22 protein-coding genes are annotated in these 23,789 nt (G+C 68.9%); 9 read left to right on the plus strand and 13 right to left on the minus strand.

Features of this window, described 5'->3' with window-relative positions; genetic code table 11:
- Positions 1-33: 33 nt before the first annotated feature.
- Positions 34-1,371: a multidrug effflux MFS transporter gene (locus ABC271_RS13145; protein WP_412925290.1), complete on the minus strand. Its 1,338-nt coding sequence runs from the start codon at positions 1,369-1,371 to the stop codon at positions 34-36.
- 225 nt (positions 1,372-1,596) lie between these two features.
- Here ABC271_RS13145 and ABC271_RS13150 point away from each other — a divergent pair, with 225 nt between their 5' ends.
- Positions 1,597-2,304, plus strand: a complete 708-nt coding sequence (locus ABC271_RS13150; RefSeq protein ID WP_412925291.1) for a thioredoxin-like domain-containing protein — start codon at positions 1,597-1,599, stop codon at positions 2,302-2,304.
- Between the two features lies 1 nt (position 2,305).
- On the plus strand, positions 2,306-2,977 hold the full coding sequence (locus tag ABC271_RS13155) for a DUF305 domain-containing protein (RefSeq protein WP_412925292.1): 672 nt from the start codon (positions 2,306-2,308) through the stop codon (positions 2,975-2,977).
- Between the two features lie 72 nt (positions 2,978-3,049).
- Here ABC271_RS13155 and ABC271_RS13160 read toward each other — a convergent pair whose 3' ends face one another.
- The 3 genes from ABC271_RS13160 to ABC271_RS13170 all read right to left on the minus strand — a co-directional run bounded on the left by ABC271_RS13160 (position 3,050) and on the right by ABC271_RS13170 (position 6,828).
- On the minus strand, positions 3,050-4,027 hold the full coding sequence (locus tag ABC271_RS13160; protein WP_412925293.1) for a carbohydrate ABC transporter permease: 978 nt from the start codon (positions 4,025-4,027) through the stop codon (positions 3,050-3,052).
- Positions 4,024-5,376, minus strand: a complete 1,353-nt coding sequence (locus ABC271_RS13165) for a carbohydrate ABC transporter permease (RefSeq protein ID WP_412925294.1) — start codon at positions 5,374-5,376, stop codon at positions 4,024-4,026. The genes ABC271_RS13160 and ABC271_RS13165 overlap by 4 nt, the downstream gene beginning before the upstream one ends.
- A gap of 123 nt (positions 5,377-5,499) precedes the next feature.
- The gene (locus ABC271_RS13170; RefSeq protein WP_412925295.1) at positions 5,500-6,828 is read right to left on the minus strand and encodes an ABC transporter substrate-binding protein; all 1,329 of its coding nucleotides are present in this window, start codon (positions 6,826-6,828) and stop codon (positions 5,500-5,502) included.
- 233 nt (positions 6,829-7,061) lie between these two features.
- Between ABC271_RS13170 and ABC271_RS13175 the strand changes: the two genes are divergently transcribed.
- Positions 7,062-8,069 (plus strand): LacI family DNA-binding transcriptional regulator, encoded by a 1,008-nt coding sequence (locus ABC271_RS13175; RefSeq protein WP_412925296.1) that lies wholly within the window; start codon positions 7,062-7,064, stop codon positions 8,067-8,069.
- A gap of 50 nt (positions 8,070-8,119) precedes the next feature.
- On the opposite strand, the gene ABC271_RS13180 is transcribed toward ABC271_RS13175, so the two are convergent.
- The 4 genes from ABC271_RS13180 to ABC271_RS13195 all read right to left on the minus strand — a co-directional run bounded on the left by ABC271_RS13180 (position 8,120) and on the right by ABC271_RS13195 (position 15,216).
- Positions 8,120-12,688 carry an ExeM/NucH family extracellular endonuclease gene (locus tag ABC271_RS13180; protein WP_412925297.1) on the minus strand — a complete coding sequence of 1,523 codons (4,569 nt, stop codon included), beginning with the start codon at positions 12,686-12,688 and terminating at the stop codon, positions 8,120-8,122.
- A gap of 203 nt (positions 12,689-12,891) precedes the next feature.
- A complete protein-coding gene (gene rplL / locus ABC271_RS13185; protein ID WP_058232706.1) occupies positions 12,892-13,278 on the minus strand; it encodes a 50S ribosomal protein L7/L12 in 387 nt (128 codons plus the stop codon).
- A gap of 38 nt (positions 13,279-13,316) precedes the next feature.
- Positions 13,317-13,832: a 50S ribosomal protein L10 gene (gene rplJ, locus ABC271_RS13190; protein WP_138177968.1), complete on the minus strand. Its 516-nt coding sequence runs from the start codon at positions 13,830-13,832 to the stop codon at positions 13,317-13,319.
- 454 nt (positions 13,833-14,286) lie between these two features.
- Positions 14,287-15,216 carry a hypothetical protein gene (locus ABC271_RS13195; RefSeq protein WP_412925298.1) on the minus strand — a complete coding sequence of 310 codons (930 nt, stop codon included), beginning with the start codon at positions 15,214-15,216 and terminating at the stop codon, positions 14,287-14,289.
- A 363-nt stretch (positions 15,217-15,579) separates the two neighbouring features.
- Here ABC271_RS13195 and ABC271_RS13200 point away from each other — a divergent pair, with 363 nt between their 5' ends.
- The 4 genes from ABC271_RS13200 to ABC271_RS13215 all read left to right on the plus strand — a co-directional run bounded on the left by ABC271_RS13200 (position 15,580) and on the right by ABC271_RS13215 (position 19,666).
- Positions 15,580-16,254 carry a YqaJ viral recombinase family protein gene (locus tag ABC271_RS13200; RefSeq protein ID WP_412925299.1) on the plus strand — a complete coding sequence of 225 codons (675 nt, stop codon included), beginning with the start codon at positions 15,580-15,582 and terminating at the stop codon, positions 16,252-16,254.
- Positions 16,255-16,350: 96 nt separating this feature from the next.
- Positions 16,351-18,045, plus strand: a complete 1,695-nt coding sequence (locus tag ABC271_RS13205; RefSeq protein WP_412925300.1) for an MDR family MFS transporter — start codon at positions 16,351-16,353, stop codon at positions 18,043-18,045.
- A 1-nt stretch (position 18,046) separates the two neighbouring features.
- Complete coding sequence (locus ABC271_RS13210; RefSeq protein ID WP_412925301.1) at positions 18,047-18,511, plus strand: MarR family winged helix-turn-helix transcriptional regulator; 465 nt, start codon at positions 18,047-18,049, stop codon at positions 18,509-18,511.
- Between the two features lie 132 nt (positions 18,512-18,643).
- Positions 18,644-19,666 (plus strand): NADP-dependent oxidoreductase, encoded by a 1,023-nt coding sequence (locus tag ABC271_RS13215; RefSeq protein WP_412925302.1) that lies wholly within the window; start codon positions 18,644-18,646, stop codon positions 19,664-19,666.
- On the opposite strand, the gene ABC271_RS13220 is transcribed toward ABC271_RS13215, so the two are convergent.
- On the minus strand, positions 19,653-20,555 hold the full coding sequence (locus tag ABC271_RS13220; RefSeq protein WP_412925303.1) for a LysR family transcriptional regulator ArgP: 903 nt from the start codon (positions 20,553-20,555) through the stop codon (positions 19,653-19,655). The two genes, ABC271_RS13215 and ABC271_RS13220, sit on opposite strands and share 14 nt — an antisense overlap.
- A gap of 69 nt (positions 20,556-20,624) precedes the next feature.
- Here ABC271_RS13220 and ABC271_RS13225 point away from each other — a divergent pair, with 69 nt between their 5' ends.
- Together ABC271_RS13225 and ABC271_RS13230 are read left to right on the plus strand one after the other, a co-directional pair.
- Positions 20,625-21,281: a LysE/ArgO family amino acid transporter gene (locus tag ABC271_RS13225; RefSeq protein WP_412925304.1), complete on the plus strand. Its 657-nt coding sequence runs from the start codon at positions 20,625-20,627 to the stop codon at positions 21,279-21,281.
- Between the two features lie 15 nt (positions 21,282-21,296).
- Positions 21,297-21,575 carry an acylphosphatase gene (locus tag ABC271_RS13230; RefSeq protein WP_412925305.1) on the plus strand — a complete coding sequence of 93 codons (279 nt, stop codon included), beginning with the start codon at positions 21,297-21,299 and terminating at the stop codon, positions 21,573-21,575.
- Here ABC271_RS13230 and ABC271_RS13235 read toward each other — a convergent pair.
- Genes ABC271_RS13235 through ABC271_RS13250 form a run of 4 tightly spaced genes read right to left on the minus strand, consistent with a single transcriptional unit; the run spans position 21,572 to position 23,775 of the window.
- Entirely contained in the window at positions 21,572-21,817 is a 246-nt protein-coding gene (locus ABC271_RS13235) for a nitronate monooxygenase (RefSeq protein ID WP_412925306.1), read from the minus strand. The genes ABC271_RS13230 and ABC271_RS13235 overlap by 4 nt on opposite strands.
- On the minus strand, positions 21,814-22,359 hold the full coding sequence (locus ABC271_RS13240) for an NAD(P)H-dependent flavin oxidoreductase (RefSeq protein WP_412925307.1): 546 nt from the start codon (positions 22,357-22,359) through the stop codon (positions 21,814-21,816). The genes ABC271_RS13235 and ABC271_RS13240 overlap by 4 nt, the downstream gene beginning before the upstream one ends.
- A gap of 2 nt (positions 22,360-22,361) precedes the next feature.
- Positions 22,362-23,165 (minus strand): amino acid ABC transporter ATP-binding protein, encoded by an 804-nt coding sequence (locus tag ABC271_RS13245; RefSeq protein ID WP_412925308.1) that lies wholly within the window; start codon positions 23,163-23,165, stop codon positions 22,362-22,364.
- A complete protein-coding gene (locus ABC271_RS13250) occupies positions 23,152-23,775 on the minus strand; it encodes an amino acid ABC transporter permease (RefSeq protein ID WP_412926167.1) in 624 nt (207 codons plus the stop codon). Before ABC271_RS13250 ends, ABC271_RS13245 begins: the two co-directional genes overlap by 14 nt.
- Between the last annotated feature and the right edge of the window lie 14 nt (positions 23,776-23,789).

Here is a 23,789-nt window from a genome sequence, read left to right on the forward strand (position 1 = left end):
GACCCGCCCTCTGCTACTGTTCTCGACCGGCGCTCAGGGCGCGAGACGGGCGACGGTGCGAGGACGCACCAGAAGCCAGAGCGCGAGGACGCCGATGATCGCGCAGCCCACCATGACGGATGCCATGGTCGTGGCGGTGATACCGGTACCCGTGGCGAGCAGACCCACGACGGGCGAGATGACACCGGCGATGCCGAAGTTCGACGCGCCGATGATCGACTGCGCCGTGCCCGCGGCCTTGCCGTGCCGGTCGAGCGCGAGCACCTGCGCGCACGGGAACGTGAAACCGCACGACGTCATGAACAGGAACAGCGGGATGACGGTTCCCCAGAGTCCGAAACCGAGCTGATCGAACACGACGATGACGATTCCCCACAGCACGAGCGACGCGGTGGAGAAGGCGAGCACCCACTGGGGTCCGAACTGCGCCGCGAGCCGGGACGCGACCTGCACGCCGATCACGAGACCGACCGAGTTGGCGGCGAACAGCACCCCGTACTGCTGCGCGTCGAAGCCGTAGCTCTGCTGGAACAGGAAGGACGACGCCGACAAGTACGAGAAGAGACCGCTGAAGGTCATCGCCCCGATCACGAGGACCCCGACGAAGACCCGGTCACGGAACACGCTGGCGTACCGCTGCCAGACGGTCGTGGCGCCCTTGCCGCCGCGCCGCGCAGCGGGCAGCGTCTCGGGCACGAAGGCGATCGCGGAGACGAGCATCACGGCCCCGTAGGCCGCGAGCACCCAGAAGATCCCGCGCCACGGCATCACCGAGAGCAGCAGCGACCCGGCCAGGGGCGCCAGCACCGGGGCGACGCCCGAGACCAGCGCGAGTCGCGAGAGCATGACGACCAGACGGCGGCCGCCGAAGAGGTCACGGACGATCGCGGCGGCGACGACACCGCCCGCCGCTGCGCCGGCCCCCATGAGGACGCGCGCGATCGAGAGCGTCCCGAGGGTCGGCGACAGCGCGGCGAAGACGCTGGCGGCCACATGCAGCGCGGTCACGGCGAGCAGGGGAATGCGGCGACCGACCTTGTCACTGAGGGGACCCACGATGAGCTGCCCGAGTGCGAAGCCGATCATCGTGCCGGTCAGCGTCAGCTGGATCGCGGCCGCCGAGGTCTGGAAATCGGCCTCCAGCACCGGGAACGCGGGGAGGTAGAGGTCGATGGTGAACGGGCCGAGGGCGGTCAGTGCACCCAGCAGCACGATGTAGAGGACACGACGCCGCGCCGAGATGCTGTCGCCCGGGTGAAGGACCACCGGGGCGGTCTCGGGATTGCTCCCGAGCGCGCGGATGGCACCCGTCGTCGGGGAGCCGCCACGGGAGGAGGGCGGAATCACGGGCTGAGAGGCGGTGTCGAGCACGGCGTCCGTTCGTTTGCAACACGGATTGCCCGGCGGCAGACCGGGCGGAAATTTCGGGGGGCATCGAACCTCGAATCGATTCGACGTCGTTATCTTATCGCGCGATCTCGGCCGATCACCACCCCCGTTCGGGGGTTGCTCTCAGGTCGTCTCCGCATTCACCCGCATAGGCTAGGCGCATCGCCCGCCGAGCCTCCCGCCCCAGAGAGAGACAGCACACACCGCATGAGCCCCTCCCCCGACAAGCGCACGAGCGGCAACCCCGCCACTCGGGCCGACATCGACCTGACGGTCAAGCAGCAACGCGAGCAGAAGCGTCAAGAGAAGCTCGCCGAGTACCAGAAGCAGATCGCGCGTCGCAAGCGCAGCAAGGTGGTGTGGTGGGTCGTCGGTTCGACGGCCGTCCTGGCCGTGATCGCCGTCGTCGTGGCATCCTTCGTCTTCGCTCCCGCTCCGGCGCCCAGCTACCAGGCGGGGAACACGACAGGACGCGAGATCGACGGCGTCCAGACGTTCCAGAACCGCTCCGACCACGTGCAGGGGTCGGTCACCTACGAGCAGACCCCGCCCGCCGGTGGACCCCACAATCCGTACTGGCTGAACTGCGGTGTCTACAGCGAACCGCAGCAGAACGAGAACGCGGTGCACTCCCTCGAGCACGGCGCGATCTGGATCACCTACGACCCGGAGCGCGTCGACGAGGCCGGGATCGACACGCTCAAGGCCGTCCTGCCCTCCAGCTACGCGATCCTCTCGCCGTACCCCGGGATGGACACCCCCGTCGCGGTGAGCGCGTGGAACCACCAGCTCAAGGTCGACGACCCGGCCGACCCGCGCATCAAGGAGTTCTTCACCGAGTACTGGCGCAGCCAGAACGCGCCGGAGCCCAACGCCGCGTGCACGGGTGCGATCGACGGTCCCGGCAGGGAGTGAGGTGAGCGACGACGCCCCCGTCGCCCGGCCCACGACGCGACGCCTCGTGGTCGCCGTCGCGGTCGTCGCGCTTCTCGCCGTGGCCTTCGCCGTCGGCCGGTTCACGGCGTTCGGCGCGACGGCGGCACCGGTGACGCCGTCGAGCACGTCCGCCGACGCCGGCTTCGCCCGCGACATGCAGGTCCACCACACCCAGGCGGTGCAGATGGCGATGGAGATCTACCGCAAGACCTCCGACGATGAGCTGCGCACCCTGTCGTACGACATCGCGACGACCCAGTCCGGCCAGCGCGGCGAGATGTTCGGCTGGCTCGTGCAGTGGGGCGTGCCGCAGGCGTCGTCGCAGCCGCTGATGCAGTGGATGGCTTCCTCCGGCGCGCACAGCCACGGCGACACGTCGGCGCTGTCGCAGGACGACCTGCTCTCCCAGATGGGGATGGCAACGGATGCCGAGCTCGATCAGCTGCGCGACCTGGACGGACAGCCCGCCGACTGCCTCTTCCTCGATCTCATGATCCGGCACCACCAGGGAGCCATTCCCATGGCCGAGGCCGTGATCGAGCTGGGCAGCGATTCGCGCGTGAAAGAGGTCGCGCAGGCGATCATCACCGGCCAGTCCGCCGAGATCGACGCGATGCGCGACATTCAGACCCGTCTGTCCTGCGCGGGCTGACGCGTCCCGCACACACCGAAGGGCGTGGCATCCGATCGATGGATGCCACGCCCTTCCGTGTTCGTGCGAGCGTCAGCCCTTCGTCGCCCCGGCGAGCAGGCCCCGGACGAAGAAGCGCTGCAGCAGGAAGAAGACGATGAGCGGAACGAGGATCGAGATGAACGTTCCCGCCGACTGCAGGAACCACTGGTCGCCCCACGTCCCCGACAGCGAGTTCAGCGATTGCGTCAGCGGTAGCGAGGACGATGGCGCGAAGATCGTCGCCACGAGCAGGTCGTTCCACACCCAGATGAACTCCAGCACCGCGAACGACGCCAGCGCGGGAGCCGCGAGAGGCAGGATCAGGCGGAAGAACACCTGGCCGTGACCCGCGCCGTCGACACGGGCCGCCTCGATCACCTCGTGCGGGATCTCGGCGATGAAGTTGTGCAGCAGGAAGATGGCCAACGGCATCGCGAAGATCACGTGGGCGATCCACACCGTCGCGAAGCTGTGCTCGATACCGCGCAGCTCGAAGCCGGGGAAGATCGTCACGTCGTTGATGGTGAGTCCGCGCGAGAACAGGCTGAGCAGCGGAACGAGGGCCATCTGCAGCGGCACGATCTGCAGCGCGAAGATGAAGATGAAGAAGAAGTTCCGGCCCTTGAAGTCGATCCACGCGAAGGCGTACGCGATGAGCGACGCGATCGCCAGCGCGAAGAACACGACCGGGATCGTGATCGCCAGCGAGTTCAGGAACGACGCGGCCAGGGTCAGCGCCGTCCCGCCCGACGTCAGCGCGAGACGATAATTCTCGAGCGTGAACGACGGGTCGACGAAGGCGGTCCACCATCCGGTCGACTGGGTGTCGGAGCCGGGGCGGAACGAGGTCACCAGGAGGCCGAAGGTGGGGATCGTCCAGAAGAATGCGATCGCGATCGCCGCGATCGTCGCCCCCTTGGAGGTGAGACGCTTGCGCGCCATCGCCTCGTGGCGGCGGGTGTCGCGGGCGACCTGACGGGCCGAGCGTGTGTCTTCGGTGGGCTCGAGCACCACGGTGGAGGTGGTCATCGCACTTCCCTCTGCTTCCGGATCTGACGCACGTTGAAAATGATCAGCGGCAGGACGAACAGGAACAGCACCACGGCCAGCGCCGCGGAGTGCCCGTAGCTCTGGAACCGCTGCTGCTGGTTGACCATCTCGAAGGCGAGGACGGTGGAGTCGTTGCGACCACCGGTCATCACCGCGACGATGTCGTAGATCTTCAGCGCGCCGATGGCGATCGTGGTGAGCACCACGATCAGCGACGAACGGATGCCGGGAACAGTGACGTTGATGAAACGCTCCCAGGCGTTCGCGCCGTCGAGTTCGGCGGCCTCCATCTGCTCCGGCGGGACGGCCTTGATCGCGGCGGACAGAATGACCATCGCGAGGCCCGTCTGGCTCCAGATGAACACCACGACCAGCAGGAGGGTGTTGATCAACGGGGTCGCCGCGAGCCACGACACGGGATCGCCGCCCAGACCGGTCACGATCGCGTTCAGGATGCCGATCTGGTCACCCTGGCGGAAGTCGTAGACGAACTTCCAGATGATGCCCGCACCGACGAACGAGATCGCGAACGGCATGAAGATGAGGACCTTGAGGAATCGCTCCCCCGCCGCGCGGTCGATGAAGACGGCGTAGGCCAGGCCGATCGCGGTGGCGAAGGTCGGAGCCAGGAGCACCCAGATGAGGGTGTTGATGACCGACCAGAAGCCCTCCGGGTTGGTGAACGTCCAGACGTAGTTCTCGAAGCCGACGAAGTTCTCGCCGGTCTTGTCCATGAACGACTGCACGAGCGTCGACAGCGCCGGGTAGACCAGGCCCATGAGCAGCAGGATCGCGGCCGGTGCCGCGAACAGCACCAGCTGGAACAGGTACCCTGCGCCCTGACGCGACCGGTAGTCGGCGTAGAACAGGATGCCACCGAGGATGACGGCGATCCCGAGGACGTAGATCACGGCGTTCTGGTACGGGCGAAGCAGCATGAACGCCAGGATCGGGATGCCGAAGCACGCGACCAGTCGGAGCCAGAAATATCCCGTGCCCGACCGCGGTGCGTACTCGATGAGGAGCAGCAGCAGACCCACGACCGCGCCGAACACGAGGAGGATGAGCGGGATCTGCACCAGCGGATTCATCCCGCCCAGCGTCTGGAAGAAGCTGTTGAGGGAGATGCCGATCGTCGTCGGCCTGGTCTCGGACGGTGCCCGCGTGACCATGAAGAGGAACAGTGCCACCGCGGCGATGAGCGCGATGACGACGACCATCACGGTCGTCCGATGCCTTCGTGCGAGATCGCGGGCTGCCGTCGCGGCATCCGGCGCCTCGCGTCGGGGAGATGCCGAGGGCTTCTCCGCCTGCCTGAGCTGGGTCATGACTTCCCTCCCGAACACACCGTCGTGTTCATCGTCGGACGGGCCGCACTGCGGCACCGTGAGGCTTACGGTACCGGTGGGCCGCCCGCCGAAGCGGACGGCCCACCGGTCAGGGGATCGAGGTCAGTTGTTGTAACCGGCCTGGATGTTGCTGAGCACCTCGTCGGTGGGCGTGCCGTCGATCCAGCTGACCATGCCCTTCCAGAACGAACCGGCACCCACGGTGGCCGGCATGAGGTCCGACGCGTCGAAGCGGAGCGTGGTCTTCGGGTCCTGCAGCGTCTTCATCGCCTCGGTGAGGAACTCGCTGGAGGCCAGGGACGGGTCGGCACCCTTGTTGGCGGAGATGACGCCACCGAGCTTGACACGGGCATCGGCGAACTCGGGGGTCGACATGTACTCGACGACCTTCTGAACGCTCTCGTCCTCGGAGAAGGCCGCAACGAACTCGCCGCCACCCTCGACGGCCAGCTCGCCCTCCTTGACGCCCGGGAGGAGGAACGCATAGACATCACCGTCGGGGGCGATGGTGGGCGTCTCACCCGAAGCCGTCTTGACCGTGAGGAAGTTGGCCGAGAGGAAGGACGCCTGGTGCGTCATCGGGCAGCTGCCGTCGGCGACCTTGGCGGCGACGTCGGCGAACGCCGTCGAGTTGATGCTCTTGACGTCACCGAAGCCGGCGTTGACGTACGACGGGTTCAGAAGGATCTCCCCCACCGCGTCGAAGGCCTGCTTGATCTGCGGGTCGGTGAACTTGACCTCGTTGGCGACCCACTGGTCGTAGACCTCGGGACCCGACTGACGCAGAACCATGTCCTCGATCCAGTCGGTGCCCGGCCACCCCGAAGCGGCGTCGGACGCGAAACCGGCGCACCACGGTGCGGCACCCGTCTTCTGCTGAATCGTCTGCGTGAGGGTGAGGAGTTCGTCGAACGTCTTGGGAATCTCGACGCCCCACTCAGCGAACTTCGCCGGCGAGTACCACACGTAGCCCTTCAAGTTGGCGAGCATCGGAGCGGCGTAGAAGGTGCCGTCCTCGGTGCCGTACGACTTCCAGTCCTCGCCCCAGTACTCGTCGACATTGGCCGAGACGGCGTCAGAGGCCTTCTGGACCTCACCGGTGCCGATCAGGGTCTTGAGCAGGCCGGGCTGCGGAACGATGGCGATGTCGGGAGCGTCGCCGCCCGACACCTTGGTGACGATGTTGCCCTCGAAGCTCTTGTCACCGGTGTACACGACCTTGATGCCGGTGTCCTTGGTGAACTGATCGAAGCTCTGGTTCAGCGCGTCGGCCTCGGTACCGGTGATGCCGCCGGAGATCCGAACGGTGGCCCCCTCGCTGGAACCGCCGGAGCCGCTCGAGTCGCCCTCGGCGCAGCCCGCGAGCGCGATCGCACCGACCGCCAACAGCCCGACGGGAGCCAGGAGGCGATACCGCTGTGACATGCCCATGTGATTTCTCCTCTTTGAGTTCTGTGCATCGGAACCTGTCGGGAACCGATTCCAGATCACCGTAAGGGAGAACAACGCGTTGCGCAACAATCTTTGGTCACGAGTCAATAACTGGCGGATTCCCGCGCCCTTTCGCCGCGTCACGGTGCAGGAACCGGTTCCAGTTTGTGGAATTGTCGGATACTCTTTCTGACGTCGACACGGACGTTGACCAGCTTCAAGGAAGACGGCTCATGAGCGGAATCGCCGATGTGGCACGCCTGGCGGGCGTGTCCAAGTCGACGGCAAGCCGCGCGCTGACAGGCGGCGGCTACGTCTCCGACGACACACGTCGGCGCGTCACCGACGCCGCGGCATCCCTCGGCTATGTCCCTTCGACCAGCGCCGTGAGCCTGGCAACGGGCCGCACGCGCACGGTGGCGCTCATCGTCCCCAAGGTCAACCGCTGGTATTTCGGCGCCATCATCGAAGGCGTCGAACGCTCGCTCATCTCGCAGGGGTACGACGTCACGCTCTACGTCGCCGAGCCCGGTTCCCGCGACCGCGAGAGCCTGTACTCCACGTATCTCGCGCGCAAGAGATTCGACGGCATCATCGCCGTCGCGCTCGAGCCCGGCGACACCGACCTCGAGCGCCTCCTCGCGATCGACAAGCCGACGGTGTGCATCGGGAACCCTCTGCAGGGCATTCCGACGCTCGGCCTGGACAACGTCGGCATCACCCGCATCATCACGCAGCACCTCATCGCGCTGGGGCACACCGACATCGCGTTCGTCGGCAGCACCCCGCCCACGGACGCCCCCGCGCGCGACGTCGACGAGCGCTCGATCGGGTACCGCAACGCCATGGCCGACAGCGGGCTCGCGGTGCGTATCCGGAACGTCCCGTCGACACTCACGATCACCGACGCGTACGCCGCCGCGGCATCCTTCCTCGCCGACGCGGCCTCGCGGCCCACCGGTGTCGTCGCGGCGTGCGACGAAGTGGCCGTCGGCGTCATCATCGCGGCGCGCCGCATGGGCATCTCCGTCCCCACCGAGCTGAGCGTGGTCGGCATCGACGGGCACGACTACGCGGAGATGTTCGCATTGACGACGATCGAGCAGTATCCCGGAGCGCAGGGCGTCGAGGCGACGCGTCTGCTCCTGTCGATGCTCGAGGGCGAGGAGCCGCCACCCCGGAGCACCGTCGACACGCGGCTGGTCGTGCGCGCGTCGACCGCTCCCCCGCGCGCACTGTGACACGAACGGGACCCCGGATGCCAGGCATCCGGGGTCCCGTCCCATGTGGGTCAGTCGGGCTGTCGCACCGACCGGCGCCGCACCACGACGCCGAGACCGAGGAGCGCCAGAGCGGCGAGGACACCCGCGCCCAGCCACGCCCCGTCGGTGCCGGTGACGGCCAGCGAGCCGCCGGACGGCGCGTTCTCACCCTCACCCGCACCCGCGCCCGGGTCGACGACCCGGAGCGGCACCGTGACCGACGTTCCGGTGGGCTGCGCCATGAGCTGCAGGTCGAGCGCGTCGGGGGCGGTGGCGGGAACCGCGACCGTGACCGTCGCCGCGCCGCCGACGACCGGGACCTCGACGGTCTGACCGGCGCCGAGCGTCGCCGACAGCGACGTGTGGGCCGGGGCACCGAGCGACGTGAGGTCGAGGTTCGAGACCGCGAAGGTCGCCGATCCGCCGCGCTCCACCTGGGCGGGGACACCCGAGACCTGCACCGCGCGGGCGGTGAAATCGGGGGTGAGACCCGGGTTCTTCCGCAGGAAGTCGAACCAGCCGTCGCGGTCGATCAGACCGGAGTCGCGGGTGTCGGTCCCTTCGCGGAACACCGAGAAGCTGTCCCCGCCCTGGAGGAGGAAGCTGAACGAGCCGACGCGGTACTCGGCGGCCGGGTCGACGGGGGCCCCGTCGATCCAGATGCCCGACACGCGCTGCCCGGCGGGCCGGGACGCGTCATAGGTGTAGCGGACGTTCTCCGACACCCCGAGCGCGAGGTTCGTCGTCCCCCGGCCCGATGCATCGCCCCACTGCTGCTCCAGCATGAGCCGCAGCTGGTCACCCGTGAGGGTCGTCGTCCACAGGTTGTTGACGAACGGCAGGACCGCGTTGGCCTCTGCCACGGTGATGACGCCATCCTCCCCGTAGAGCAGCTCGTCGCGCAGACCGCCCGGGTTCACGACGGCCAGGTCGGCCCCGCCCAGCGTCGGGTCCGACAGCTTCCAGAGGAGCGCGTCGGCCACGAGCCCTCCGAGCGCCGACGGCTTGGACCGGTCATCCCGCTTCCCGCCGGCGTACACACCGTCGACGTAGCCGCCGTCCTGGAAGGCGGTGGTGATGTCGGCCGTGACCGAACCGACGGGCACCCGGCCGACGACATCCGCTTCCGCGCGCGCCGCGGTGACGATGTCGTTGACCTCCTTCACCCGCGGGTAGGTCGCGATCAGGCGCGCGTCGAGTTCGGCGCTCGTCTCGGGCTCGACCGCGGCCAGGCGCGGCACGTTGCGAACCGTGTAGTCGACGACGTCACCGGCCTCGTCCACCTTCAGCACGATCTGCCCGATGTTCTCGCCGTAGCTGCCCGTCTGCAGGATCGGGCGCGTGCGCTCCGCACCCGGGACAGGGGCTTCCCACGCGTACTTCGCGTGCGTGTGCCCGGTGAAGATGGCATCCACCGCCGGGGCGGTGTCGTTCACGATCCTCGCGAACACCCCGCCGTCGGCGACGGCCTGCTCGAGCGTCGCGTTCGCGTCACCCAGCTCGGTGCCCTCGTGGTACTGCGCCACGATCACGTCGACCTGGTCGTCGATCTCGGCCACGACGCGGTTCACCTCGGCGACGGGGTCACGGAACTCGATACCGACGATTCCGCTCTGAGTCACCAGGGTGGGGGTCTGCTGTGTGACCGCGCCCACGACGCCCACGCGCACCCCGTCGACCTCGAAGATCGCGTAGCCCGGCAGGATCGGCTGACCGTCCTTGAAGACGTTCGCGGCGAGGTAGGGGAAGTCCGCAAGGTCGGAGACCCGACCGGTGAGGTCGTCAGCACCCTTGTCGAACTCGTGGTTGCCGGTGCCCGACGCGGCCAGGCCGAGCGCGTTCAACACGTCGATGGTCGGCTTGTCGCCGAACTCCGACGAGGCGAACACCGAGGCGCCGATGTTGTCGCCGTTGGAGAGGAACAGCGAGTTGCCGTCACCGTACTCGGCGCGCAGCTGCTCGATCGTGCCGGCGAACTTCACCGTGTTGGCATCGATGCGGCCATGGAAGTCGTTGATGCCGAGAAGGTTGATGTCGGTCGTCGACGACAGGTCCAGACCCACGATCACCGGGTCGTGGTCACTGGAGCGGTAGGGCGAGGTGTCGTAGAAGTTCAGCGCGTTGTAGTTGTAGCGGCTGTACTCCAGGGCGAGCGCCTCGACGGCGTTGATGTTCCAGATGTCGGTTCCGGTGACCAGCTCGCGCGCCGAGGGCGACGCCAGGATGTGGTCGAGCGAGCCGGATTGCCCGTCGTACGAGTACGAGTACTTGCCGGTCCCCGCCTCGAGCGGCTCGAAGCCGAACGAGCGGAGCTTCTCGATCGGGTCTTCCTTCGTGTAGGCGTTGAAGTCGCCGAGGAGGAACACGTCGTCCGTACCGACCGCGGCCGACCGCTCCTTCGCGAAGTTGCCGAGGGCGTCCGCCTGGCGAACGCGATCGCCGTTGAAGGCGCCCTGCATGCCGTCATCGGCGTTGTCACCGGTCGCGTCGTCGCTCGACCCCTTCGACTTGAAGTGGTTCACGATCGCGAGGATCTTGGCATCCGGGTCGCCGACCGGGGCGAAGGCCTGCGCGAGCGGCTGACGAGCGTTGGCGAACGCGGGGTCGTCCAGGATGACGCTGTCGCCGACCGGTGCCACCATCGCCTTCTTGTAGATGAAGGCCGTGCGGATGACGTCCTCGGACGCGGGCCGGGCTGCGGGCGAAGGCACGAAGGCCCACTGCTCCGCACCGAGAGCCGCGTTGAGCGCACCGACGAGGGTCGACAGCGCCGCGTCGCGGTCCTTGCCGAACTGCGCCGAGTTCTCGATCTCTTCGAGCGAGACGACGTCGGCGCCGAGGCCGTTGATGGCCGCGACGATCTTCGCCTGCTGCCGCTGGAGGTTCTCGTCGTTCGCCGCGCCTCGCGGACCGTTGTTCGGGCACGTGTCCGCGGTGATCGGGTTGCCCGCGCGGTCTTCGTAGGTCGAGGTGCAGCCGACGCTCTCGGCGGTCGTGGTGAAGTAATTCAGCACGTTGAAGCTCGAGATCTTGACGTTGCCGCCGACAGCCTCGGGCGCGCTCGTCCGCGTGTTCTCGAACGATGCGGGCTGGACGGTACCGGCGTTGGCGACGGTGAGCTGCTCGGTGGGCTGGAACGTCCACACTTTGTTGCGGAACTCCAGGATCACCGGGGTCTGGAACGTCACGGCCGCGCCGACGCGCACCGGATTCTCGAGCGACACGTACGGCAGCGGGTCGTTCTTACCCGTGGTGAGGTAGTTCACGGAGGCGCCATCGTCGAGGATCACGCCACGGGCCGCGTTCTCGGCTACCGCGGTGTCGTACTCCTCCGTCCCCGGGCGCGCGACGTCCGTCGGGGTCCGCAGCGGCGTCGTACCAGCGGCGAGCCCCAGGATGGCGAACCGGTTGGTGTCGTAGTTGTCCGTGACGGTGAAGTCGCCCGTCGGAGCGAGGAGCATGCCCTCGAACTTCTCGCGCTCGTCTTCGGTGGCGGGCCAGGCGATCGCGGCGGGCTGGACGGCCTCAGCGAGCTCGTCGAGCACACGCACTCCGTCCGCCGCCGCGGAGATCTCGGTCAGGGAGTTGTACTCGGACACCTTGCCCGTGACCTCGACGTAGTCGCCCTTGTTCACCGTGGCCGTCGCGGCCGATCCGAAGACGAAGAGGGCGTCGGACGCGGTGTGCGTGGCCAGGTCGATGTTCCCGCCGGTCCCGGGCGTCTGGATGTAGAAGCCGTTGTATCCGCCCGTCGGGTAGGCCGCCGTGACGACGCCCCGCGTCGTGACCGTGCTGCCTGCCAGCGGCGAGGACGCGCCCGTGCCCTGGATGTCGCGAATCGGCACGACCGTGCCGGGGGTCGTCGGCTCGTCGGTCGGAGGATCGGTCGGCTCGGGGTCCGTCGGCTCAGGATCCGTCGGCTCGGGCGCGGGCGTCGTGCCCGAGGCCTGCGGCGTGACTGTCGTGGCGTTGGTGAAGTCGGCGGAATTGTCGTCCGTGTCAGCGAAGCCCGTCCGCACGAGCGAGTTCGGAGTCGTGGTCGACCCGTCCACCACAGCCGGAGCCGTTTCGAAGGCCACGCCGGCGCCGTATCCGAGGAAGTCCACGACGCGGGAGTCGTCCACGTCCCCCGCGGGCAGGGCGAGCGATTCGGCGACGTTGGCGAGGAACAGCTGCCCGGTCGTACCCGACGGGTTCAGTCCCGTGCTCGTGAGGTCGGGGGTGGGCAGCTCGGCACCGTTCGTCCCGTTGCCGGGGAGCCCGATGAGGTAGTACCCGCCGGGCGCGATCGATCCGCTCAGCGGCTGCGTGTTCGCGCCGTTCGGGGCGGCGACGTTCGCTGCGGAGCGGTACTGCAGCGACCACCCGGTCAGGTCCTGGACGGTGTCGCCGGCGTTGTAGAGCTCGACGAACTTCTTCGTGAACGGCGCGCCGGCGCTCCCGCCCTTCAGGTAGGCCTCGTTGATCACCACCCGGGGGCCGTCGGCGGCGAACGCGGGGGCAGGGACCAGAGCGGATCCGAGCAATGCGGCGCCGAGGACGGCGCTGAGGGTCGTGGTGAATCGGCGCGCGGGCGCGCGGGAGGGTGCGTGATGCATGGGTCTCCAAGGACCGACGCGCGACAGAGCGACGTCGGGTGGGGGATCGACGGGGGGTCCCTTCGACCGTAAACGAAGACATATCGATTTCCCAGACTCGGATGTTTCGAGTCGGTGAACATCGGCCTCGCCGTCGCCCCGGAGACGAACGAAGGCCCGGATGCCAGTGGCATCCGGGCCTTCGTCTCCGCGAAGTGCGGGAATTACTTGAGGGTCACCGTGGCGCCGGCAGCCTCGAGGGCTTCCTTCGCCTTGTCGGCGGTCTCCTTGTTCGCGCCCTCGAGCACGGCCTTGGGGGCACCGTCGACGACGGCCTTGGCCTCGCCGAGGCCGAGCGAGGTGAGCTCGCGGACGACCTTGATGACCTGGATCTTCTTGTCACCGGCGGCCTCGAGGACGACGTCGAACGAGTCCTTCTCCTCGACCTCTTCGGCGGGGGCAGCGCCACCGGCGGCGGGGCCGGCCACGGCCACGGGGGCGGCGGCGGTGACGTCGAACGTCTCCTCGAACGCCTTGACGAACTCGGAGAGCTCGATGAGGGTGAGCTCCTTGAACGCGTCAAGCAGCTCTTCGGTGCTGAGCTTAGCCATTGTGTTTCTCCTTGATCGGGATTGTCATCCGGGCCGGGTCAGGCCGCGGTGTCCTGCTTCTCGCGCAACGCGTCGACCGTGCGAACGGCCTTCGACGGAAGCGCCTGGAAGACGTATGCCGCCTTGGTCATCGTCGCCTTCATCGCACCGGCGAGCTTCGCCAGCAGGACTTCACGGCTCTCGAGATCGGCGAGCTTGTTGACCTCATCCGCGGTCAGAGCGGCGCCATCGAAGTAGCCGCCCTTCACCACGAGCTGAGGGTTAGCCTTGGCGAAGGCACGCAGGCCCTTCGCGACGGCGACGGGGTCGCCGTGCACGAACGCGATGGCAGACGGGCCCTTGAGCTCGTCGTCCAGTCCCGTGACCCCCGCGTTGGCAGCGGCGATCTTGGTCAGCGTGTTCTTCACCACGGCGTACTCCGCGTCCTGACGGATGTCGTTGCGCAGCTGCTTGAGCTGGGCAACCGTCAGACCGCGGTACTCGGTCAGCAGAACGGCAGTCGAGTTCTCGAAGTGCTTCGTGAGCTCGGCGACCGATGCGTCCTTCTGCGCCATGGCCACTCCTTGTGTGTACGAGGCGCTCCGCGGAAGCGGGGCGCCGGCCAAGACACCGGGCGACGGCAAAAAAGAAGAGCTCCGGCGCAGGCGCACGGAGCTCGGAATCCCGATCGGGAGGAGTTTCATGTCACCTGCGCAGGTCCTCTGCCTTTCGGCAGACGCTTCGATCTTCGTGCACGCACGACGATGACCGGCGGTCTTTGGCTTGGCTCCACTGTACCCGGCATCCCCGCCCCCGCCAAATCCGCCCCGCCCGCCGCCGGCCCGCCGCGCCCCTCCGCCGGCCCGCCGCGCGCCGGGCCGCCCCGCCGCGCCGGCCCGCCGCGCCGCCCCGCCCCGCCCCGCCCCGCGCCACCCCGCCCCGCCCCGCCGTACGCCACCCCAGATCGCCCTTGTTTCGCGAGATGGCCTGCGTTTCGCCCGAGTCTCGAGTCCTCTCGACAAACGGGAGTCATCTCGACGCGCGCTTGGCGCCGGTCAGCACGCCGAACGCCCCGAGGCGCTCGGCGAGCGCCTCGGGGGTTGCGACGTCGGAGAAATTGCCGCGGCACACACGCCACTGAGTCAGGCCGCGGATCCAGTCCTCTCGCCTCTTCTCGTCGATCAGAACCTGCTCGAGCGAACGACCGCCGCGCATCGACGGGTCTCGGTACTTCACCTCACCGTCGAACTCCCAGAACGTGCGGATCTCCGGCAAGCCGATGTCGACGAAGTAGTCCGCGCCCCTCGGCCCCGGCACCGGGACCTGCAGGTGGAAGTCGCGGAAGCCGAGGCGAAACAACTGCAGCCGGCTGACACTCTCCCCGGGCAACTCAGCTCTCCCGTCCGCGAACTCGATGACCCAGCGAGCCCGCCGTATGCCCCGCACCCCCGGTCTTCGCGCAGCTCTCTCGCGCAGGCGTTCACGCCACGCTTCCTGGGCTACGGCATCGAAGCGTCGCGCGACCATCGATTCGCGTCGGAGTGCCGCGTCCGCGCACGCGACCGACGTCTCCAGAGGCATCGTCCGCGCGACATCGAAGACCGTGCGGTCAAGAGTCGTGCACGGAATGCCGTCGACCGACGTGACGTCCTCCCGGTCGATGAGGTCGAGATGACGACGGAGCCCCGGTCTACTGGTCGCCCCGACCTGGGCGGCCACCGTCACTTCCACCGGCCGGTCCGCGAAACGGTACTGCGGGAGCCCGTGTAGGACGCTGGCGGACAGGTGCGAGACCACCGCGGAGCCGTCGCGCGTGCGCCGCATTGCCGCGAGGATGAGCATTCGGTGCTGGTCGGCCGACCTCAGTCCGAGGTACGCGGCGCGATCGACGTAGACACCGGACTGGAGCCGAAGCCATCGGCCTCCACCCGTGGATTGCGCGAGTTCCGCGTCGGTCACGTCCCGTGAGATCAGGTCTTGCCGCGTGAACAAGTCCAACGTTGAACTGTCCCCCACCGCGCCTCCGTGCATCCCCCGATCGTGCCGCGCGCCTCCTCTCACGGCCCCGCGTCCTCCGGCATCCGTGGAGATTCTTCGCATTCCACCACCTGTGCAGGACCACTCTCAACGGTGCCGAGATGACCTCCGTTCCCCGAGAGGACCCGCAAACCCGGTTCACCTCGGTCCATTCGGCATACACGGGTCATCTCGCCGCCGCGCGCTCAGCCACCACCGCCCGCCGCCCCCGCCGCCCGGGCCGAGCCCGCGGCACGCCGAGGCACCGGGCGGGACCGCGGGCGCCGCGGGGTTAGGGTCGAACGTATGTCCCCCGAGCTCGTCGCCTCCCGCAGCGCCGACCTCGAGGCGCGGATCGTCGCGGATTCCCGTGACCGGGTCGCGTGGATCCGGGCGCGTTCGCGCGGCATCACGGCGACCGACGTCGCGACCCTCACCAGCGCCAACGCGATCGCGCGGGCGGCGGATGCCAAGCTCCTCGGGTCGAACTTCTCCGGCAACGCCTATACGGCTCACGGCCGTCGGCGCGAACCCGAGATCGCCGCGTGGGTCGCGGCCACGCATGGCATCCAGCCCTCGTCGGCGCTGTATCACGCGGTCGTGGAGAAGCGTCACCTGGCGACCCCGGACGGGGTGGTCGTGGATGCCGAGGGGCGCATCGTCCTGGCGGAGATCAAGACGACGAACAAGTCATGGCGCTCGATCCCCCGCACGTACCTGCGGCAGGTGTGGTGGCAGCAGCACGTGCTGGGCGCGGAGCGCACTCTGGTCGCGTGGGAGCAGCACGACGGATTCGTCCCCGTCGACGACGAGCCCCGATGCCAGTGGGTCGACCGCGACGAGAAGGAGATCGCCTCGCTCGTGCGGCTGGCCACCTCGCTCATCGATGAGCTGTACCGCCGCACCACGGCGGGCCGCGCACCGGTGCCGCGCCCCGAACCCACGGAGAGGTATCGCGCTCTCGCACTGCTCGAGGGATAGTTGACGCAAATCAAACATCCGGCGTATAGTTGATCTTCGTCAACTAACGCGCCGACGATGTCGCGGCATCCTTCTTCCTCCCCTGGAGAGCTCCGCATGACCTCATCCGTCCCCGAGACCGCCGCGCCGCGGCGTGTGCTCCCCGCCCTCATCGGACTGCTGCTCGGCATGTTCGTGTCGATGCTGGCCTCGACCGTCGTCTCGACGTCGCTGCCGGTGATCGTCCACGACCTGTCGGGCGATCAGAACGCCTACACCTGGGTCATCACCGCGACCCTGCTCACGACCGCGATCTCCACGCCCATCTGGGGCAAGCTCGCCGACCTGTTCAACCGCAAGGTCCTCATCCAGGTCGCGATCGCCATCTTCGTCCTCGCGACCGCCGCCGCCGGCTTCTCGCAGAACACCGACATGCTCATCGCGTTCCGCGCCGTTCAGGGCCTCGGAGCGGGCGGTCTCGCCGCGCTCAGCCAGGTGATCATGGCCGACATCATCAGCCCGCGCGAGCGCGGTCGCTACATGGGCCTCTTCGGTGCCGTGATGGCCGTCGCCACCGTCGGCGGACCGCTTCTCGGCGGCGTCATCACGGATGCCTTCGGCTGGCGCTTCAACTTCTTCGTCGCCCTGCCCTTCGCGGTGGCGGCGCTGCTCATCCAGCAGCGGACCCTGCACCTCCCGGCTCGGGCCAAGCGCAAGGTCAAGATCGACTACCTCGGCATCGTCCTCCTCTCCACCGCCGTGTCGCTTCTGCTGATCTGGGTGACCAACGCGGGCCGCACGTTCGACTGGGCCAGCACCGAGACCCTGCTCATGGTCGGCGGCGCCGTGCTCGCCGCGATCCTGTTCATCGTCGTCGAGTTGCGCTCGTCCGAGCCGCTCGTGCCGCTGACGCTCTTCCGCGACGCCACGTTCACTCTCGCCACGATCGCGTCGATCGCCACGGGTCTGGCGATGTTCGGCACCTCGGTGTTCCTCAGCCAGTACATGCAGATGGCGCGGGGCGCCACGCCCACGCAGGCCGGCGTCATGACGATCCCGATGATCGCGGGCCTGCTCCTGGCATCCGTCATCGTCGGTGCGCTCATCACACGCCTGGGCCACTGGAAGCCGTTCCTCATCGCCGGTGGCGCGCTGTTGATCGCGGGCACCTATCTGCTCTCCACGATCCACTACGACACGAACTTCGCCCTGGTCTCGGTGTACATGTTCCTGCTCGGCGCGGGTGTCGGCATGACGATGCAGAACCTCGTCCTCATCGTGCAGAACACCGCCGACCCGGCGCGTATGGGCGCCGCGAGCTCCGGCGTGACGTTCTTCCGCAGCCTGGGGGGCACCATCGGCGTCTCCGTCATGGGCGCGGTGCTCGCCAGCACGGCGACGACCCTGTTCACCGACCGCGCCGCCGATCTGCAGGCCGCGATCGTGGGCCTCGGCTCGGCGGGAGCGCCGGTCGCGCAGGCGCTGCAGTCCGGCACGATCCCGCAGGTGTCGAGCCTGCCCGACACGGTGCGCGTGATCGTCGAGGACATCTACGCCCAGTCCATCGCGCATTCCTTCCTCATCGCGGTGCCGGTGGCGATCGTGAGCCTCATCGCCATCCTGTTCCTGCCGAACCGCCCGCTCACGCGCATGACGACGTCCGAACGGGTCGCCGCCAGCGAAGCCGACCTTGCGACCGTGTCCGTCCCGGAGGGGATGGCCGTGCTCGCCACGACCGGAACCGTCTCGACGGCGGATGCCACTTCCCGTCGCGACACCCGTTCGAACGCCCCGATGGGGGAGGATGGGTGACGTGACCAACGAAGACGACGCCGAGCGGCAGGCGGCCGTGAACGCGCTCGAATCGTCGTTCTCGGAGCTCATGACCACGTTCCGCCGCTACGTCGCCGAAGCGGCGGAACGGGTCAGCCCCGGGATGCTCCCGGCGACCTTCAAGACGCTGTCGGTCGTGAGCCGGTTCGGGCCGATCACGCTCTCGGCTCTGGCCGAACGACTCGCCACCGACAAGGGATTCCTCAGCCGTTCGATCAGCGACCTCGAGGCTGCCGGTCTGGTCACGCGCACTCTTGACCCGAACGATCGGCGTTCGAGGCTCATCGCCGTCACCGAGATCGGGCACGAGCGTCTCCGCGACGCCCGCGCCCCCCACGAGAGTCGCCTCTATGAGGCACTGGCCGATTGGTCGGTCGACGAGATCGGGAACCTGTCGACGATGCTGCACGCGCTGGCCGTGGGCGGAGTGCCCGATCGCGCGTGAGCGCCCCGGAGATGCTCGGTGCAGCGACGCGACACGGTGATCGAGCGGTAACACCGTCGAGACAATGTGACGCTTGACTGAGGGGGTCGAGGCGGAGTCGCCATCGACGTGACCCCCGAGAAGGAGCGCCCGATGAGATTCCGATCGACGCGTCCCGAGGCCAGCGTCGAGGCGCCGGGCCCCACCCATCCCGAGACCATGCGCGCCGTGGTCCTGGACGCCCCCGGCGATCCCGACGCGCTGCACGCAGCGACCGTGCCGGTCCCGACGCCCATCATGAGCGAGGTGCTCGTGCGGATCGTCGCCGCCGGCATCAACCCCATCGACGCGAAGACCCGCGCGGGTCGCGGCGCGAGTGGCGCGATCGCCGCATGGCCGGCGACACTCGGCTACGACTTCAGCGGCGTCGTCGTCGCCACCCCGTACGAATCGCATCCGTTCCCGCCCGGCACCGAGGTGTTCGGCATGACACCGACGCCGCGCACACCGGGCACCTACGCCGAATACGCGGTGGTCCCCTCGCTCTCGCTCGCCCGCAAGCCCACCTCGCTCTCGCACGTCGAGGCGGCGGGTGTGCCCCTGGCCGCTCTGACGGCGTGGGGAGTCGTCGTCGAGACGGCGCTCGCGCACGCGAACCAACGCGTCCTCATCCACGCCGGCAGCGGCGGCGTCGGCCACTTCGCGGTGCAGTTCGCCGCGTACTTCGGCGCGCACGTGATCGCCACCGGCTCACCGCGCAACCTCGAGTGGCTGCGCGAACTGGGCGCGGCGGAGGTGATCGACCACACCTCAGTTCGGTTCGAGGATGCCGTCGCCCCCGTCGATGTGGTCGTCGACCTGATCGGCAACACGATCGACGACACAGGGACGCGCTCGCTGGAGGTCCTGCGTCCCGGCGGACTCCTGATCGAGGTGCCGACGGGCGCATGGCCGGGTTTCCGCGACGCCGCCTCGGCGCGCGGCATCCGCTCCACCGGCTACAAGGTCGTCCCGGACGGCAGCGCGCTCGCCACGATCGCGCGACTGCTGGACTCGGGCGCGGTCCGCGTCTTCGTCGACCGCGTCTTCGATCTCGAGGATGCCGCCAACGCCCACCGCGAGCTGGAGGTCGGTCACACGCGCGGCAAGATCGTCCTGCGCGTCAGCGACGACTGATCCCCGCGGCAGCGAGCACACGCCGCCCCTCGGCGACGACCTCGTCGGCGACGTCGTCGAGGAGCGGAGAGGTGAGGTTCCACTGCTGCCAATACAGGGGCACGTCGACGGGATCACCGCCCAGACGCTCGAGGGTGCCGTCGGCGAGCCCGCCGGCCGACTGGAAATCGGGCAGGAGCCCCCACCCGAGGCCCAACGACACCGCGGAGGCGAAGTCCTGCGACGCCGGCACCCGGTGACGCGGCGGCAGTCCCACGGGCACCCCGCGCGCGGCGAGCCACTGCGTCTGCAGATCGTCGCGCCGATCGAAGTCCACGACCGGCGCCGCCGCGAGGGCAGCGGTGTCGACGCCTTCGGGAAACCACCGCGCGGCGAATCCGGCCGAGGCCACCGCTTCGTAGCGCAGCACCCCGAGGCTCCGTACGCGGCAGCCGGCCACCGGCGCCTCGCGTGACGTGACCGCCGCCATGACGACCCCCGACTCGAGCAGCCCCGCCGTGAAGTCCTGATCGTCGCGGTGGAGGTCGAACACGACCGGACGACGCGCCGCGACGCGCTGCAACGGCGGCAGGAACCACGTCGCGAGCGAATCGGCGTTCACGGCGAGCGGGACGGATGCCACGGCACCGCCTTCCGCTCCGATGGCGGCCAGGGTGTCGTGCTCGAGCAGCGCGATCTGTCGCGCCAGACGGACGACGGCGTCCCCGGCCGCGGTGGTCCGCACGGGCTTCGATCGCACGAGCACGACCCGACCGAGCTGCTCCTCGAGCGCGCGCAGGCGCTGGCTGACCGCCGACGGGGTGATGTGGAGTCGCCGGGCCGCGGCATCCAGGGTCCCCTCGTCGACGACGGCCGCGAGGGTGCGGGCGAGGTCCGAAGGGATCGACATGTAGCGATGCTAATGGTTCGTGAGAATCCTGAACTGTCCTTTATGCCCACCGCCCCCTAGCGTCGAACCGTGTTCTCCTCTCTCGCCGCGGGTTTCGGGCTCGGCCTCTCGCTCATCGTGGCCATCGGCGCGCAGAACCTTTTCGTGCTGCGCCAGGGTGTGCGCCGCGAGCACGTGCTCGCCGTCGTGGCGGTGTGCGCCGTGTCCGACGCCGTTCTCATCGCCCTCGGTGTCTCGGGAATCGGCGCTGTCGTGACGGCGGTGCCGTGGCTACTGGACATCGTCCGGTGGGCCGGCGCGGCGTTCCTCGTGGGATACGGCGTCGTCGCCGCGCGGCGGGCGCTGAAGCCCTCCGGTGCCGCACTCCACGTCGACCGCACGGCGACCGCCGAAGGTTCGACGTCCGGCCCGACACGCACCGCGACGACCACCCGCACGTCGGTCGTGCTCACGTGCCTCGCGCTGACCTGGCTGAACCCGCACGTGTATCTCGACACGGTGTTCCTGCTCGGATCCGTTGCCGCGACGCACGGCGATGAACGCGGCGTGTTCGGGCTGGGCGCCGCAGCCGCGAGCGTGCTCTGGTTCGCGGCGCTCGGGCTCGGTGCGCGCTTCCTCGGACGCTGGCTCGACTCGCCCCGCGCGTGGCGCGTGCTCGACGGAGCCATCGCGCTGGTGATGTGGGCGCTCGCCCTGTCGCTCGTCCTCCCCGTGTTCACCGACTGAGGTCACAATGGAGGCATGGCCACCGTCGAGATCACCGTCCGCGGGCATGTGCAAGGCGTCGGGTTCCGCTGGGCCCTGCGCGCCGAGGCCGAACGCGTGGGCGCGAGCGGCTGGGTGCGCAATCGCCGTGACGGCACCGTCGAAGCCCGCGTGAGCGGCACGCCCGCCGCCGTCGACGCCCTCGTGGCCTGGGCACACCACGGTCCGCCCCTCTCCCGCGTCGAGCGGGTCGACGTGATCGACGTCCCGGATGCCGAGCCCGACGCAGGGTTCGAGATTCGCGCGTCCGCCTAACCGCGGTCCACGGGCAGTCCGGCGCGCAGCTCGGCGAGCACGTCCGCGGCGTCCTCGAGGCGGGCGAGGCGCGCCGCCTGACCCGCCCACAGCGACAACAGGTCGCCCTCGCCCGCCGCCGCGGCTGCCGACCGGAAGACCCCGGTGAGCCAGTTCTGCGCCGGGAACGGCGCGATCGCTCCCGCCGCCTCGATCTCGCGCACGGCGCGGTTCGGGATGCCACGGGCCCACCTCCCGCTCATGGCCCCGCCGCCTCCATCCCGGTGGCCACGATGGCATCCACGCCCGCCGCCTCGAGGGCGATCGCCTCGGCGACGGAGGTGGCGGTGCCGACGAGCCGGATGCCGTGCTCCCGCGCCCGCGCGACGGTCGCGGCATCCGGAACCCCGTACACGACGCTGAGCACATCGATTCCCCCGGCGAAGACGGCGTCGAGCTGCTCTGCGATGTCGGGGAGGAACGTCGGCGGCGGTGTCGGCCGCGGGGCTCCCGCAGCCTCGAACAGGGACGCCGTGGCATCCAGGACCGGTTCGAGGTCGACGTCGCCGGGTGTGACCTCGTCGCCGCGCGGCCACCAGAGGTTCACCGCCACGGGGCGGTCGGTCGCGGCCCGGAGACCCCGGATCGTCTCGGCGATGCGGTCGGGCGTGTACCCGTAGAGACCGAAGGAGCCGAGACCGCCTCCCGCGCTCACCGCCGAGGTCAGCTCGATCGAGGACAGACCGCCGAACGGGCCGAGGACGATCGGGACGTCGATCCCGAAGAGCTCCGTCAGCCGCGACACGATCAGTCCAGTGGCCGGAGGAGCCGGTCGAGGAAGCGGCGGGTGCGCTCCTTCTTCGGCGCGGTGAAGAGCTCGGCGGGCACGCCGCGTTCGACGATCACGCCCTCGTCGAAGAACAGCACCTCGTCGGCGACCTCGCGGGCGAAGCCGAGTTCGTGCGTGACGATGACCATCGTCCAGCCCTCGTCGGCGAGACCGCGCAACACCTTGAGCACCTCGCCCACGAGCTCCGGATCCAAGGCACTGGTCGGCTCGTCGAAGAGCAGCAGGTCGGGCTTCAGCGCCAGGGCGCGGACGATCCCCACGCGCTGCTGCTGCCCGCCGGAGAGCTCGAACGGGTAGGCGTCGCGTTTCTCGGCGAGTCCGACGCGGTCGAGCAGGGCCTCGGCCCGCGCGACCGCATCGATTCTCAGGACGCCGTGGGCGTGCACCGGACCCTCGATGACGTTCTGCAGGACCGTGAGGTGAGGGAAGAGATTGTGATGCTGGAAGACCATCGCCGACCGGTCGCGCAGGGCCGACCGATCGCCCTTCGTCGGTTTCGCGGCGAAGTCGATCGTGGGGCCGCCGTCGAACTGCACGACTCCCGCTTCGGGTGTCTCCAAGCCGTTGAGGCTCCGCAGCACCGTGGTCTTGCCCGATCCGGACGGACCGATCAGCACCAGCACCTCGCCGCGGCGGACCTCGAGGTCGACACCGTCGAGCACGCGGTTGTCACCGAAGCTCTTCTGCAGCCCGCGGACCTGCAGAAGGGGCGCCGCCGGGGCACCGGCGGGCGGGGTCAGGGCGTCGTCAGCGTGCGACATGGCGATCGAGCCTCCTCTCGAGAACTCCCTGCCCCGCCGACAGCACGAGGCAGAAGAGCCAGTAGATCAGGGCGGCTTCGAGGTAGATCGCCATGAACTCGTAGGAGAAGGCGGCGATGTTCTGAGCCTGCCGGAACAGCTCGGTGACCAGGATGAGGGATGCCAGCGAGCTGTCCTTCACGAGCGAGATGAACGTGTTCGACAGCGGGGGTACCGACACGCGCGCCGCCTGCGGCAAAATGATGCGCGTCAGCGTCTTGCTCGGGGACAACCCGACGACGTGCGCGGCCTCCCACTGCCCGCGGGGGACGGAGAGGATCGCGGCGCGGATCACCTCGGCGGCGTATCCGCCGACGTTCAGCGAGAAGGCGATGACCGCCGCGGGGAACGGATCGATGACGATCCCGACCGCGGGCAGCCCGTAGAAGATCACGAACAGCTGGACCAGCAGCGGAGTGCCCCGGATCACCGAGATGTAGAACCGGGCGATCCCGCGCAGCACGGCGGTGCGCGAGAGGCGCAGCAGCGCCATGCCGAGGGCGATGACGAGTCCGATGGCGAACGATGCCAGCGACAGCGGGATCGTTCCCCGCAGCCCCGCCAGCACCATGGGCCAGAACGAAT

The organism is Microbacterium canaveralium, from assembly GCF_047238045.1.
GTDB lineage: Bacteria > Actinomycetota > Actinomycetes > Actinomycetales > Microbacteriaceae > Microbacterium.

Excerpts from the sequence above, each read along its gene's own strand:
- ABC271_RS13150 (WP_412925291.1), top strand. The coding sequence starts at position 1,597 with ATGAGCCCCTCCCCCGACAAGCGCACGAGCGGCAACCCCGCCACTCGG.
- ABC271_RS13245 (WP_412925308.1), bottom strand. The coding sequence starts at position 23,165 with ATGTCGCACGCTGACGACGCCCTGACCCCGCCCGCCGGTGCCCCGGCG.
- ABC271_RS13160 (WP_412925293.1), bottom strand. The coding sequence starts at position 4,027 with ATGACCACCTCCACCGTGGTGCTCGAGCCCACCGAAGACACACGCTCG.
- ABC271_RS13205 (WP_412925300.1), top strand. The coding sequence starts at position 16,351 with ATGACCTCATCCGTCCCCGAGACCGCCGCGCCGCGGCGTGTGCTCCCC.
- ABC271_RS13250 (WP_412926167.1), bottom strand. The coding sequence starts at position 23,775 with ATGGTGCTGGCGGGGCTGCGGGGAACGATCCCGCTGTCGCTGGCATCG.
- ABC271_RS13165 (WP_412925294.1), bottom strand. The coding sequence starts at position 5,376 with ATGACCCAGCTCAGGCAGGCGGAGAAGCCCTCGGCATCTCCCCGACGC.
- ABC271_RS13230 (WP_412925305.1), top strand. The coding sequence starts at position 21,297 with ATGGCCACCGTCGAGATCACCGTCCGCGGGCATGTGCAAGGCGTCGGG.
- ABC271_RS13175 (WP_412925296.1), top strand. The coding sequence starts at position 7,062 with ATGAGCGGAATCGCCGATGTGGCACGCCTGGCGGGCGTGTCCAAGTCG.
- rplJ (WP_138177968.1), bottom strand. The coding sequence starts at position 13,832 with ATGGCGCAGAAGGACGCATCGGTCGCCGAGCTCACGAAGCACTTCGAG.
- ABC271_RS13200 (WP_412925299.1), top strand. The coding sequence starts at position 15,580 with ATGTCCCCCGAGCTCGTCGCCTCCCGCAGCGCCGACCTCGAGGCGCGG.
- ABC271_RS13235 (WP_412925306.1), bottom strand. The coding sequence starts at position 21,817 with ATGAGCGGGAGGTGGGCCCGTGGCATCCCGAACCGCGCCGTGCGCGAG.
- rplL (WP_058232706.1), bottom strand. The coding sequence starts at position 13,278 with ATGGCTAAGCTCAGCACCGAAGAGCTGCTTGACGCGTTCAAGGAGCTC.
- ABC271_RS13215 (WP_412925302.1), top strand. The coding sequence starts at position 18,644 with ATGAGATTCCGATCGACGCGTCCCGAGGCCAGCGTCGAGGCGCCGGGC.
- ABC271_RS13180 (WP_412925297.1), bottom strand. The coding sequence starts at position 12,688 with ATGCATCACGCACCCTCCCGCGCGCCCGCGCGCCGATTCACCACGACC.
- ABC271_RS13170 (WP_412925295.1), bottom strand. The coding sequence starts at position 6,828 with ATGGGCATGTCACAGCGGTATCGCCTCCTGGCTCCCGTCGGGCTGTTG.
- ABC271_RS13220 (WP_412925303.1), bottom strand. The coding sequence starts at position 20,555 with ATGTCGATCCCTTCGGACCTCGCCCGCACCCTCGCGGCCGTCGTCGAC.